The 11,926-nt window shown below is 72.8% G+C and carries 11 protein-coding genes and 1 pseudogene; 8 read left to right on the forward strand and 4 right to left on the reverse strand.

The window, feature by feature from the left end; translation table 11 throughout:
- Window positions 1–14 precede the first annotated feature (14 nt).
- Complete coding sequence (locus tag ACLJQZ_RS21640) at window positions 15–1,181, forward strand: pyridoxal phosphate-dependent aminotransferase (protein WP_410621725.1); 1,167 nt, start codon at window positions 15–17, stop codon at window positions 1,179–1,181.
- 598 nt (window positions 1,182–1,779) lie between these two features.
- Window positions 1,780–2,955, forward strand: a complete 1,176-nt coding sequence (locus tag ACLJQZ_RS21645) for a hypothetical protein (protein WP_410621726.1) — start codon at window positions 1,780–1,782, stop codon at window positions 2,953–2,955.
- 494 nt (window positions 2,956–3,449) lie between these two features.
- On the opposite strand, the gene ACLJQZ_RS21650 is transcribed toward ACLJQZ_RS21645, so the two are convergent.
- The gene (locus tag ACLJQZ_RS21650; protein ID WP_410621727.1) at window positions 3,450–4,901 is read right to left on the reverse strand and encodes a PLP-dependent aminotransferase family protein; all 1,452 of its coding nucleotides are present in this window, start codon (window positions 4,899–4,901) and stop codon (window positions 3,450–3,452) included.
- Window positions 4,902–4,962: 61 nt separating this feature from the next.
- Between ACLJQZ_RS21650 and ACLJQZ_RS21655 the strand changes: the two genes are divergently transcribed.
- Window positions 4,963–5,610, forward strand: a complete 648-nt coding sequence (locus ACLJQZ_RS21655) for a YczE/YyaS/YitT family protein (protein ID WP_410621728.1) — start codon at window positions 4,963–4,965, stop codon at window positions 5,608–5,610.
- On the opposite strand, the gene ACLJQZ_RS21660 is transcribed toward ACLJQZ_RS21655, so the two are convergent.
- On the reverse strand, window positions 5,607–6,146 hold the full coding sequence (locus tag ACLJQZ_RS21660; protein WP_410621729.1) for a Clp protease N-terminal domain-containing protein: 540 nt from the start codon (window positions 6,144–6,146) through the stop codon (window positions 5,607–5,609). The two genes, ACLJQZ_RS21655 and ACLJQZ_RS21660, sit on opposite strands and share 4 nt — an antisense overlap.
- Window positions 6,146–6,355: an ECF-type sigma factor gene (locus tag ACLJQZ_RS21665; protein ID WP_410621730.1), complete on the reverse strand. Its 210-nt coding sequence runs from the start codon at window positions 6,353–6,355 to the stop codon at window positions 6,146–6,148. Before ACLJQZ_RS21665 ends, ACLJQZ_RS21660 begins: the two co-directional genes overlap by 1 nt.
- Window positions 6,356–6,445: 90 nt before the next feature.
- Between ACLJQZ_RS21665 and ACLJQZ_RS21670 the strand changes: the two genes are divergently transcribed.
- Both ACLJQZ_RS21670 and ACLJQZ_RS21675 read left to right on the forward strand, forming a co-directional pair.
- A complete protein-coding gene (locus ACLJQZ_RS21670) occupies window positions 6,446–7,240 on the forward strand; it encodes a hypothetical protein (protein WP_410621731.1) in 795 nt (264 codons plus the stop codon).
- A gap of 63 nt (window positions 7,241–7,303) precedes the next feature.
- Window positions 7,304–7,867 (forward strand): annotated as a pseudogene (locus ACLJQZ_RS21675) (DUF998 domain-containing protein); the annotation flags it as partial.
- An 81-nt stretch (window positions 7,868–7,948) separates the two neighbouring features.
- Here the strand turns inward: ACLJQZ_RS21675 and ACLJQZ_RS21680 are convergent.
- Window positions 7,949–8,977, reverse strand: coding sequence for a D-cysteine desulfhydrase family protein (locus ACLJQZ_RS21680; RefSeq protein WP_410621732.1), 1,029 nt, complete (start codon window positions 8,975–8,977; stop codon window positions 7,949–7,951).
- Window positions 8,978–9,082: 105 nt separating this feature from the next.
- Between ACLJQZ_RS21680 and ACLJQZ_RS21685 the strand changes: the two genes are divergently transcribed.
- From ACLJQZ_RS21685 to ACLJQZ_RS21695, 3 genes are read left to right on the forward strand one after another with little or no spacing between them, the layout of a single operon-like run.
- On the forward strand, window positions 9,083–10,468 hold the full coding sequence (locus tag ACLJQZ_RS21685) for an amidase (protein ID WP_410621733.1): 1,386 nt from the start codon (window positions 9,083–9,085) through the stop codon (window positions 10,466–10,468).
- The gene (locus ACLJQZ_RS21690) at window positions 10,435–11,010 is read left to right on the forward strand and encodes a TetR/AcrR family transcriptional regulator (RefSeq protein WP_410621734.1); all 576 of its coding nucleotides are present in this window, start codon (window positions 10,435–10,437) and stop codon (window positions 11,008–11,010) included. Before ACLJQZ_RS21685 ends, ACLJQZ_RS21690 begins: the two co-directional genes overlap by 34 nt.
- Window positions 11,010–11,888, forward strand: a complete 879-nt coding sequence (locus tag ACLJQZ_RS21695) for an oxygenase MpaB family protein (RefSeq protein WP_410621735.1) — start codon at window positions 11,010–11,012, stop codon at window positions 11,886–11,888. The genes ACLJQZ_RS21690 and ACLJQZ_RS21695 overlap by 1 nt, the downstream gene beginning before the upstream one ends.
- Window positions 11,889–11,926 lie beyond the last annotated feature (38 nt).

Here is an 11,926-nt window from a genome sequence, read left to right on the forward strand (position 1 = left end):
GAGGATCGCTGATCGTGCGCGAACCTGCTCTCGTCCCCCGGCTGCGGCCCTTCACGTCGACCATCTTCGCCGAGATGACGGCGCTGGCCGTCAAGCACGACGCGGTCAACCTCGGCCAGGGCTTCCCGGACACCGACGGACCCGCCGGCATGCTCGACGCGGCCAAGAACGCCCTGTTCGGCGGCGCGAACCAGTACCCGCCGGGGCCCGGCCGCCCCGAGCTGCGCGCGGCCATCGCGCGGCACCGGCTGCGCTACGGCACCGAGTACGACCCGGACACCGAGATCCTGGTCACCACGGGGGCCACCGAGGCCATTGCGGCAGCGTTGATGGCGCTGACCGAGGCCGGCGACGAGGTCATCGTCATCGAGCCGTACTACGACTCCTACGCCGCCGCGGTCGCGATGGCCGGCGCCCAGCGCCGGGTCGTCGGGCTGGTCGAGCGCGAGGACGGCCGGTTCGGCCTCGACGTCGACGGGCTGCGGGCCGCCGTCACGCCGCGGACCCGGGCGATCCTGGTCAACTCGCCGCACAACCCGACCGGCACGGTGTTCACCCGCGCCGAGCTCGAGGCGCTGGCCGCGCTCTGCGTCGAGCACGACCTGATCGCGATCACGGACGAGGTCTACGAGCACCTGGTGTTCGATGACGCGGAACACCTCCCGCTGGCCACGCTGCCCGGCATGCGGGAGCGGACCGTGAGCATCTCCAGCGCCGGCAAGACGTTCAACTGCACCGGCTGGAAGATCGGCTGGGTCTGCTCGACCCCCGAGCTGGTCGCCGCGGTCAAGGCGGCGAAGCAGTTCATCACCTTCGTCTCCGGCGGGCCGCTGCAGCCGGCGGTCGCGCACGCGCTCGACCACGAACTGCCGTGGGTCGACGGCCTGCGCGCGAGCCTGCAGGAGAAGCGCGACCGGCTTTCGGCCGGGCTCGCCGACGCCGGGTTCACCGTGCGGCCGACGGCGGGCACCTACTTCGTCTGCGTCGACGTCCGGCCGCTCGGTTTCACGGACGCGGCCGATCTGGCGTGGGAGCTGCCCGGCCGGGTCGGGGTCGCCGCGGTGCCCGTCAAGGTGTTCACCGATCACCCGGACGAGTGGAAACATCTTTTGCGTTTCGCGTTCTGCAAGCGCAACGAAGTCATCGACGAGGCCATCACCCGGTTGCGCAAACTGGTCTGACGTCCGTCGGCGACGCGTCCGCGGCGCCGCGGACGCGAGTCCCTCACATGCCGCATCGCTTCGTGACGCTCTGCCACCGCCGGTAGCGCGCGAACGCCGCCGTCCGACCGCCGATGGTCACGGACCGCAGCCTGCTGTCTCACAATTCGGAAACATGCTGATCGGTTCGTCGAAATCGGCGAACGCGCACCCAGTGCGACCGTTCGGGCACGGTCCGCGACCCGATCCGCGAAAACATCAGGTCAACGCCGGATGGGCCCAACTCCGGCACTGGTCCGAATGGCCGCAGAGAGACGTCCGAACGGCACTGAGAGTGATCAACTCGTCGGCCGTAGATACCTTGCCCGGTAGGGCCGTTCCGCCTTACGGGCTGGATAGAACGCGGGAGAGATGAAAGACTCCCGAGCGGTGCTAGAAAGAGTGCAGCCCCGGGGGATCTGCGACCTGGCCAGAGAAAGACCCCAGCAAGATCAGACTCGAGCGGGCATCGCGAGAGCCTCAGGCGCGGATGGTGGTGGTGGCGGTGAATGGCACGGTATTCGTGCGTCCCGGCGCCCCGGCGCGGCCCGCCCTCACAGCCGGTGAAACCCCTTCGCGGATGCGCGCTCCGCGCCCGTGGACGGCGGCGCTGCCCCGGCCCGCGGCCCGGATCCTGCTCGCCGGCGGGCTGACGCTGGCCGGCTGGCTGCTCGGCGCCGCACTGGCCGGCAACACCGCTTCCGCCGCGGAGACGTCGACGCCGCCGTCTTGCCCGCACTCCTCGGTGTCCCGCTCTTCGGAGTCCACTGTGGAGCACGGCAGGCACGGCCACCACCGCACGAGCCACCGGGACAACGGCGCCGCCACCTGCGCGCAGCAGCCGAAGTCCGACGACGGCACGAAGACCGACGACGCAACGCAGACGGACGAGACGCCGGCCGCGGAGACGAAGCAGTCGGTCCAGCAGCAGTCGGTCCAGCAGCAGTCGGTCGAGAAGCAGAGCCTGGCGAAGGTCAGCGCGAAGCAGCAGTCCACGAAGGACGTCCAGACCAGCGAAGCGCCTTCGGCCAAGAAGACCACGACGGCCACGTCGTCCGGCGGCCTGCTCGGCGGGCTCGTCGGCGGCGTCCTCAACGTCGTCGGCGGGACGCTCACCACCGTCACGGACACCGTCGGCGTGGTCACGCACACCGTCGCGGCCGTCACCGACACGCTCAGCCACACGGTGCTCGCGCCGCTCACCCAGCCGCCCGCGGACAACCCGGACGCGCCGGTGCTGCTTCCGCTCGACGACATCCTGGACCCGGTGCTCAACGGCGGGTCGAACTCGGGTGGCGTCACGGCGACTGTGCCCGACGCCGTGAGCGGCGTCGTCACGCAGGTGACGACCCCCGCCACCGTCGCCACCGAGACCACGCTCGCCGCGACGCCGGCGCCGGTCGCCGCGACGGCGGCAGAAATCCAGACCCGTACGGCCGTGGTGCACCTGGTCGAGGTGCAGAACACGCTTCCCGCCGTCCACCAGGAGCAGCCGCGCGATTCCGGCGTCCACGCGCGCAACGGCGGCGACTCCACCCCCGGTCTTCCCGGCCTCCCCGGCGGGACGTCGACGCCGAGCGCGCCGGCCAGCAGCGCCGCCCCGGGCCACGACGGCCCCGGTGGCGCCCGCCCGCAGTTCGCGGTGCACTCCGACGACGTGACCACCACGCAGCTGAAGCTCATCGGAGCCAGCCGCGACCACGACGTCGACGGCGCGGGGCGCGAAGCCGCCCTGCCCACCACCTCCCCCGACTGACCCGACCGGGTAACCGGGGAGAACTGCGTCCAAAACAAGATCATCTTGCCGGACGTCCGCGCCGATAGTGCGTAGTGTTTTCCCTGCTCAAGTACGTAATCCGTGACTCTTTCACGTCTCGTGACGCTTAACCGCGTCCGACGTACCCCAGGGGCCTTCCATGCGCACCACCCACAGTCTTTCCGACCGGCCGACCGCGCCCGGCCGGGTCGGATCCCGGTCCCGGCGTCGCACTGCCCCTGCGACGCCGGGACCCACACCGGGCGTGCTCCGGGAGTTCCTGCTCACCGCGCCGAGCAGGGAGTCGCTTTACCGAGAGCCCGCCTGAGCCGCCGGCTTCCCGGCACGTCGAGGGGCTGTGCCGGGAAGCCGCGGTACCCGCAGCGGAGTCACGTACCGCTGCGGGTGGTGGAAACAGACCGGTGCGCCGGATGCACACGAACGCCGCCCATCCCTGGGAGCAGGCTCGCATCCGGCGCACCGGTTTGTTCTTTCTAGGAGATCGGGACGTCCAGGGAACGCGGGGTGCCCTGGACCGCGGCCGCCGCGGCGCTCAGCCGCCGGACGGCTTCGTCGATCCGCTCCGGTGGCAGCGAGAACGGCAGGCGGATCCACCGCTCCAGGCCGCCGTGGACGCCGAAGCGCGAGCCCGGCGCGATCTGGATGCCGTGCCCCGCGGCCGCCACCGCCAGCCGGGAGCTCACCGGCTCCGGCATCCGGCACCACAGCGACAGCCCGCCCTTGGGCAGGCTGAACGTCCACTCCGGCAGGTGCGCGTGCACCGCCGAAGCGAGGGCGTCGCGGTTGCCGCGCAACTCCACGCGACGGCGGCCCAGCGCGGCCCAGCCCTCGTCGCCCAGCAGCTCCGTGAACACCACCTGCTCGAACACCGGCGACCCCAGGTCCACCGCGTAGCGCGCCGAAACCAGGCGGCCGAGCAGGTCCTCCGACGCGCGGATCCAGCCGATCCGCAGCCCGCCCCAGTGCGACTTCGACGCCGAGCCGACGCAGATCGCCAGGTCGCCGGCGAACGCGCCCAGCGGCGGCGGGCCGTCCAGCGGATCACCCTCGAGGTCCAGCTCCACCAGCGTCTCGTCCACCACCACCGGCGTCCGCGCGCGGGTGAGGACCGCGCCGAGCCGTTCGCGCCCTTCGGCGTCCAGGCGCAGGCCGGTCGGGTTCTGGAAGTCGACGACGAGGTAGGCGAACCGCGGGGCCGCCTGGCGCAGCGCCGCGTCGACGCCGGCGATGTCCCAGCCGCGCGCGCCGGTCGGGTCGAGCGCCACCGGCACCGGGATCGCGTGCGCGGCGCGGATCGCCTCCAGCGCGTTCGGGTACGTCGGCTGCTCGACCAGCACGCGGTCGCCCGGGCCCGCGAGCATGCGCAGGGCCAGCACGAACGCGTGGTGCGCGCCGTTGGTGACCATGACCTGCGCGGACGTCGTCGGCAGCCCGCGCTCGGTGTAGCGCTGGGCGATCTTCTCGCGCAGGCCGAGCAGGCCGCGCTCCTGGTAGCCGTGGTCCCCTAGGTGGCCGAGGAGCTCGCGGCGGGCGACGTCGACCGCGCCGATCATGCCCGGGATGGCCGGCGAGGACGCGTGGGTGAAGTCGATCAGGTCGTCGCCGACCGCGGCGAGCGGCTCGCGGCGACGCCGCCCCGGCGCGGCGATCCACGACCCCGCGCCCCGGCGGCTGGCGACGAACCCGTTGTCCCGCAACCGGTCCAGCGCGCCGCCGATGAGCGTCCGGCTGGCGCCGAGCGCGTCGGCCAGCTCGCGCTCGGCGGGCAGCCGGGTGCCGAGCGGGAGCTGGCCGTCGAGCACCTGCAGTTCGATGGCCGCGGCGAGGTCGGCCGCGCCCTGCCGGGAGCCTTGCCGCCACGAGCCCAGCATTACGGCCAGTCGCGGACCGGAGATGCGTCCACCCAGTGGGAGCGCGGGTTCCATCAGACCAATATCCTGGAATTGGCTATGGTTTACAAGGCCACTTGAGGTCGATAGTGGTGACGTGGCTCAGATCGATCTCCGGCCCGTCCGGATCTCCCGTGACCCCGCCCGCCGCAGCTTCCAGCTGCTCGCGGGCCTCGCCCTCTACGGCGCCAGCGTCGCCCTGGTCACCCGGGCCCGCCTGGGCCTGGAACCGTGGAGCGTGCTGGCCGAAGGCGTCATGAAACGCACCGGTCTCACGTTCGGCACCGTGACCGGCGTGGTCTCGGTGGCCGTGCTCCTGCTGTGGATCCCGCTGCGCCAGCGGCCCGGGATCGGCACCATCGCGAACGTCGTGGTCATCTCGGTGGTGGTCGACCTGGTCCGGGCGGTGCTCCCGGACCAGCACGACCTCGGCTGGCAGATCGCGCTCCTCGTCGGCGGGGTCCTGCTGAACGCCGTCGCGACCGCCACCTACGTCGGCGCCCGGCTCGGCCCGGGCCCCCGCGACGGCCTGATGACCGGGCTGGCCGGACGCACCGGCTGGTCGGTCCGGCTGGTCCGGACCGGCATCGAGATCACCGTGGTCGGCGCGGGGTTCCTGCTCGGCGGGACCGTCGGAGTCGGCACCGTGCTCTACGCCCTCGCGATCGGTCCGCTGACCCAGATCCTGCTGCCCCTGGTCGTGTGGCGCGAACCGCAGAGCGAAGAGCAGGAGACCGTTCACTAACCCGCTTTGCGCTGCTGCACGATCCGCCGCAGCGTGATGTAGTCGGCGCCGCGGCGGGCGAGGACGTCGTCGGTGCCGCGTTGCTGGGCCAGCGCCAGCAGGATGTGCTCCTGCCCCAGGTGCTTGTCCCCCAGCCGGACGGCTTCCTTGAGACTCAGCTCGAGCGTCTTCTTCGACTGGGCGGTGAACGGGATGTGCCCGCGCTTGGCCTTGCCGAGCCGGCCGGCGAGGGCGCCCGCGCCGTGGGTCTGCTCGACGCGTTCCACGATCTGCTCGACGTCGATGCCGAACTCGGTGAGCGCTTCGGCGTCGGCGTCGCTGACCCCGCCGCGGCGCCGGGTGCGCTCCAGTTCCGCGGTGACGTCTTCGGTGGAGACGCCCAGCTCGGCGAGCAGCCGGACGCCGTCACCGTCGGCGATCTTGACCAGGCCGGCGAGCAGGTGCGGTGGCGCGATCTCCACCGACCCGGACTCCCGCGCCACGATCTGCGCTTCGACCACTGCCAGCCGCGCGTCGGCCGTGAACCTCTCGAACATCAGTGCCTCCCGTACTTCTTGTGCACGGCCTGCCGGCTGACCCCCAGCTCGGCGGCGATCTCCTGCCACGACCAGCCGTGCATCCGCGCACTGCGGACCTGCACGGTCTCCAGTTGTTCCAACAGCCGCCGGAGCGCGGCGACCGCACGCAGTCCCACTCGGGGATCGCGGTCGCCGGCCCGGGCGGCCAGGTCTGTCGCTTCCGTCATGACGTCAACCTACGTTGACGTCTTGGCGTTGTCAACCTGAGTTGACGTCGTCAGCGCGAGGATCCCGCCCGGGAGCCGTACAGTCGGGTGATGCCCGAGATCGTGATCGCCGAGCGGGCCGGGGTGGGCGCCGACGGCCACCCCCGCCCGACCGAAGACCACGTCGTCGTGCTGGACAACGCGGTTCTGCTCCTCGACGGCGCCACCTCGTCGGACCCCTCGCTGCCCCCGGGCGGCTGGTACGCGGAACGGCTGGCCCGGCGGCTCGCCGACGACCTGCGCACCACGCCCGAAGCCGACCTCACCGACGTCCTGACCACCGCGATCGCCGTCGTCACGGCGGAGAACGAGCTGCGCCCCCAGCGCTCGCCGTCGAGCACCGTCGCGGCCGTGCGCTGGCTCGACGACCGCGTCGACGCGCTGGTGCTGGCCGACAGCCCGGTGATCGGCTTCGGCGACTCCAAGGACTTCGGTACCGAGGGCGTCGATGTCGTCTCGGACGACCGGCTCGCGGGCCTGCGGCGACGCGGGATGCTGCAGACCGGCGCCGACGTCCGGCGCCGGCGCAACGCCCACGACGGCTTCTGGGTCGCCGAAGCCGATCCGGGCGCCGCCGCGCACTCGGTCCGGCGCAGCTGGCCGCGGGCCGACGTCGACGCCGTCCTGCTCGCGAGCGACGGCGTGTCCATCGGCGTCGACCAGTACACGCTGTTCGACTGGCGCGAAGTCCTGGCGACGACCCGCGCCAAAGGGCCGGACGCGGTGCTCGACGCCGTCCGCACGGCCGAGAAGCAGGACCCCGACGGCGACCGCTGGCCGCGCCCGAAACGCCACGACGACCAGGCGCTCGTCCTCGTCGACTTCGCCGCCTGTTCCAGGGTCTGATCCGGGGGTAGTTCAGGGTCTTCCCGGATCACCGCCGTCCGGTTCTTCGGGACCCTGGACGGCATGGGGACGGAACAGGGGAAACGCACACGCCCGTGGCGGCTCGTCGCGGTGTGCGCGATCGGCTGGGGGCTGTTCACGGCCGTGGTGCTGCACATCATCAGCTCGCACGACCCGGTGTACGACACGCTGTCGAGCTACACCGTCACGGACCGGGGCGAGGGCATGCTCGCGGCGAGCGTGCTGTCCCTGGCCGTCGGCTCGCTGGCGGTCCTCGGCGCGTTGCACGTCGCGGGTGTGCCGCTGTCGCGGACCACGCGGCTGCTGCTCGCGCTCTGGTCGCTCGGGATGGCCGCCGCGGCGGTGTTCCCGGCGAGCTACCCGGAGGCGCCGAACCCGCTGAGCGGCGAGGTCCACCTCTACGCGTGCCTGGTCGCGTTCTGCAGCCTGCCCGGCGCGGCGTTCACGTTGCTGGAGCCGCTGAAGGGCCGGCCGGAGCGCGTCGCCGTCGTCCGCGCGCTCCGGCTGAGCGCGGTCGCGTTCGGCCTCTTCGCACTGAGCTTCGTGTTCGTGCGGCTGAGCGAAGCCGGCGTCGAACCGTTCCACGCGGTTTCGGACGTGGTGCCGATCGGCGTCACGCAGCGGGCGCTGCTGCTCGCGGACGTCGTGCTGCTGTTCACCTTGCTGCGGGTGGCGACCCGGCTGGAGTCAGCGTTCGACGGCCGCCGCGAATTCGGGCGCGTAGCCGTACAGGCCGGGCATGCCGCCGGTGTGCAGGAACACCACGTGGTCGTCCGGGGCGAAGTGCCCCGCCCACTCGACCAGCGCGGCGGCCACCTTGCCGGTGTAGACCGGGTCGAGCACGACGCCTTCCGTGCGCCCGAACAGCCTTAGCGCGTCCCAGACCGCGTCGGTCGGGATGCCGTAGCCGGGGCCGAGCGTGGCGTCGCCCAGCCGGACGTGGTCGAGCGACGGCGGATCGACGCCGAGCAGCTTCGCCGCGCCGGAGGTGAGTTCGCGCAGGTTCTGCGTGGCCTCGTCGAGCGGGTGGCTGACGCAGGCGACGCCGACGCCGAGGCCACCGAGCAGCCCGGCGGCCAGCGCCACCCCGGCCGCGGTGCCGCCGCTGGCGTGCGGGACGACGAGGTGGGCGCGCTCGATACCGCGTTCGGCGAGCTGGGTCGCGAGCTCGTAGGTGGCGCGGACGTAGCCGAGCGCGCCGAGGTCGTTCGAGCCGCCGACCGGGACCATGGCGATCTTCCGGCCCTCTTGCGCGGCGTCGGCGACGAGCCGGTCGTACGTCCGGCCGGTCTCCTCGCCGTCGGCGCAGACGTGGACGGTCGCGCCGAAGAGCCAGTCGAGCGGGATGTTGCCGGAGTGCTCGTACGCGTCGCCGTCGCGCGGCACCTTCGCGGTGAGGACGAGCTCGCAGCGCAGGCCGAGCTTCGCGCAGGCCGCGGCGGTCTGGCGGCCGTGGTTGGTCTGCAGGGCGCCGAAGGTGATGACGGTGTCCGCGCCGGCCTCGAGGGCCGCGCCGAGGTGGTACTCCAGCTTGCGGAGTTTGTTGCCGCCCGCGCCGAGCGGGTGGACGTCGTCGCGCTTGAGCAGGAGGTTCGGCAGGCCGAGGGCTTCGCCGAGCCGGGGCGCTTCGTGCAGCGGCGTCGGCCAACCGCCCAGGTCGACGCGGGGCGCGGCGTCCAGCGCGGCGGTCGGGAATCGGTCGAAGTCGAACGTCATCGGCCCTCCAGGTCGGTTGTCCGCCCACAGTAAAGCGGGAGTGGCCGGAGACCGTCGGTATCCGGTAACGTTCGTTCGAACGAACGAGAACCCTCGGGGGCAGCCATGACCGCGACACCGAAGACCGGGCTCGACTTCACCGGGCTCGCCGCGCAGGCCGCCCAGCTCGCCGCGGGCGAGGTCACCGCGGCGGAACTCACCGCGGCCGCGCTCGGCCGGGCGCACGCGAGCCAGCCGACGCTCAACGCCTTCCGCTACCTCCGCGACGACGACGCCCGGGCCGACGCCGCCGCGGCCGACCGGCGGCTCGCGGCCGGCGAACGCGGGCCGCTGCTCGGGGTGCCTGTCGCGATCAAGGACGACGTCGACCTCACCGGGCTGCCCACCGCGTTCGGCTGTCCCGGCACCTTCCCCGCCGCCACCCGGGACGCGCCCGCCGTCGCGCTCCTGCGCGAGGCCGGTGCCGTGATCATCGGCAAGACGAACACGCCCGAGCTGGGCCAATGGCCGTTCACCGAAGGGCCGGCCTTCGGGACCACACGCAACCCCTGGGACCTCGGGCACACGCCCGGCGGTTCCTCGGGCGGGAGCGCGGCCGCGGTGGCGTCGGGGGTCATCGCGGCCGCGCTCGGCTCGGACGGCGCCGGCTCGGTCCGGATCCCCGCCGCGTGGACCGGGCTCGTCGGCATCAAGCCCCAGCGCGGCCGCATCCCCACCGACGGCGAGTTGTTCCACGGCCTGACCGTGCTCGGCCCGCTCGCGCGCACCGTCGAAGACGCCGCCCTGCTGCTCGACGTCACCGCGGGCACCGGGCGGACGTTCCAGGCGGCCGCGGCCCGCGAGCCCGGCCGGCTGCGGATCGGCCTGTCGACGCGGATCCCGTTCACCGCCACCAGGACCCGGCTCGACCCGGTCGTCGAAGCCGCCGTGCGCCGCCTCGCCGAGTCGCTCGCCGGGCTGGGCCACGAGATCGTCGAGATCGAGCCGGACTACGGGCTGATCGGCCTGACGTTCCTGCCGCGCTCGCTCACCGGCGTCCGCGACTGGACGCTGTGGGTGCCCGACCGCGCCGGGCTCGACCCGCGCACCCGCAGCAACGCCGGTCAGGGCCGGCTGCTCGCCGGGCCCGCGCTGCGGCTCGCCCGCGCGCTCGAGCCGGGGCTGCACCGCCGGATCGGCTCGGTCTTCGGCCGCGTCGACGTCCTGCTGACGCCGACGACCGCGACCCCGCCGCCGCCGATCGGCACCTTCGACGGCCTCTCCGCCTGGGAGACCGACCAGGCCATGATCGCCGCCTGCCCGTACGCTTGGCCGTGGAACGTGCTGGGCTGGCCGGGGGTCGGCGTCCCGGCCGGGCGCACGGCAGGCGGGCTCCCGCTCGGGGCCCAGCTGCTCGGCCCGTCGCACGCCGAGGAGCGGCTGATTTCGCTTGCCGCGCAACTGGAAGAGGTCGAGCGGTGGCCGGAGCGGCATCCCGAGACAAGCTGGTAAGCACCCGGGAAGCCATCCTGCGCGGCGCGCTGACCGTCGTCGGCGAACACGGCGTCGGCGGCCTCACGAACCGCCGGATCGTCGCCGCCGCCGGGGTTTCGCTCGGCACGCTCACCTACCACTTCCCCAGCCAGACGGCGCTCCTGCGCGAGGCGATGCTGCTGTTCGTCGAGGAGGAGACGACCAAGCTCGGCGCGATCGTCGACGGCCACCGGTCGGACGGCCTCAGCCTCGAGCAGGCGGCGACGATCGTCGAGCACGTGATCGCGCAGCTGCCGTTCGGCGCCGACGAGCTCGGCGCGCACGAGCTGTACCTCCAGTCCGCGCGCGACCCGGAGCTGCGCGAAGCGTCTTCGCGCTGCTTCGCGGCGTACGACGAACTCGCCGTGACGATCCTCGAAGCGCTGTCCGTGCCGGATCCGCGCCGGCTGGCCGGGCCGGTCGTCGCGTTGATCGCCGGGCTGCAGCTGCGCCGGCTGGCCACCGGCGACACCGCGACGCCCATCGCCGAGCCGTTGATGATGCTGATCCGCGGCGCTTGATGGCCCGCCCGATCGTGCGCGGGACAGCCGCGTGGAGGTACTTCGGCGACTTCCGCGACGGGCTGCTGGCCGGGCAGGTCCTGGTGCTGCAGGTGGCGCACCCGGTCGTCGCGGCCGGCGTGCGCGATCACTCGAACTACACGGAAGACCCGTGGACGCGGCTGATGCGCACCGTCGCGTCGCTCGCGATCTACGTCTACGGCGGCGACGCGGGCGCGCGCGTCGAAGCCGAGCGGTTGCGTTCCCTGCACCGCGGCTTCACCGGCGTCTCCGACGGACATCGGTACAGCGCGCTGAACCCGGCCGCTTACGCCTGGGTGCACGCCACACTCGTGAAGGCTCCCGTTGACGCGCAACGGTTCTTCGGCCGTGCACTGTCCACTTCGGAGCTGGACGAGTACTACGCGCAGATGTGCGACGTCGGCCGGATGCTGGGCGTACGCGAGCAGGACCTGCCGCCGGACTGGGCCGCGTTCGAGCGTTACTACGACGGGATGGTCGCGGGCTTCGAATCGAACGCGACGCTCGAGACGCTCTTCGAGACGTTCCGGACGGTCCGGAAGCCGGTCTCGTGGCTGCCGGACTCGTGGTGGCGGCGGCACGTCCAGGGCCAGCTGTTCCTGATCAGCGCGACGCTGCCGCCGACGGTCCGGGCCCGCCTCGGTCTACAGTGGACGGACCGCGACCAGCGGCGGTTCACGCGGTTCGCGGGCCTCGTGCGGCTGGCCTGCACGCCGATCCCGGCCTGGCTGCGGACGGCGCCGATGCGCTGGGTCGGGAAGCTCAACGTCTGGTTCCGCGCCCACCCCCGCGCCTACCGGTTGCTGGTGCGCCACGACGACGGCCCCGGCGCCCGCCCCGAGACGCATCTTTCGTAGGGAAAGTGCCGCTCAGGTCTCCGGTGGAGCTTTCGCAG

The organism is Amycolatopsis sp. cmx-8-4 (assembly GCF_046548675.1).
GTDB lineage: Bacteria > Actinomycetota > Actinomycetes > Mycobacteriales > Pseudonocardiaceae > Amycolatopsis.

What these genes read in the sequence shown, in the direction of transcription:
- ACLJQZ_RS21670 (WP_410621731.1), top strand. Translation starts at nt 6,446, where the DNA reads ATGCCCGAGATCGTGATCGCCGAGCGGGCCGGGGTGGGCGCCGACGGC.
- ACLJQZ_RS21660 (WP_410621729.1), bottom strand. Translation starts at nt 6,146, where the DNA reads ATGTTCGAGAGGTTCACGGCCGACGCGCGGCTGGCAGTGGTCGAAGCG.
- ACLJQZ_RS21665 (WP_410621730.1), bottom strand. Translation starts at nt 6,355, where the DNA reads ATGACGGAAGCGACAGACCTGGCCGCCCGGGCCGGCGACCGCGATCCC.
- ACLJQZ_RS21680 (WP_410621732.1), bottom strand. Translation starts at nt 8,977, where the DNA reads ATGACGTTCGACTTCGACCGATTCCCGACCGCCGCGCTGGACGCCGCG.
- ACLJQZ_RS21685 (WP_410621733.1), top strand. Translation starts at nt 9,083, where the DNA reads ATGACCGCGACACCGAAGACCGGGCTCGACTTCACCGGGCTCGCCGCG.
- ACLJQZ_RS21650 (WP_410621727.1), bottom strand. Translation starts at nt 4,901, where the DNA reads ATGGAACCCGCGCTCCCACTGGGTGGACGCATCTCCGGTCCGCGACTG.
- ACLJQZ_RS21695 (WP_410621735.1), top strand. Translation starts at nt 11,010, where the DNA reads ATGGCCCGCCCGATCGTGCGCGGGACAGCCGCGTGGAGGTACTTCGGC.
- ACLJQZ_RS21645 (WP_410621726.1), top strand. Translation starts at nt 1,780, where the DNA reads ATGCGCGCTCCGCGCCCGTGGACGGCGGCGCTGCCCCGGCCCGCGGCC.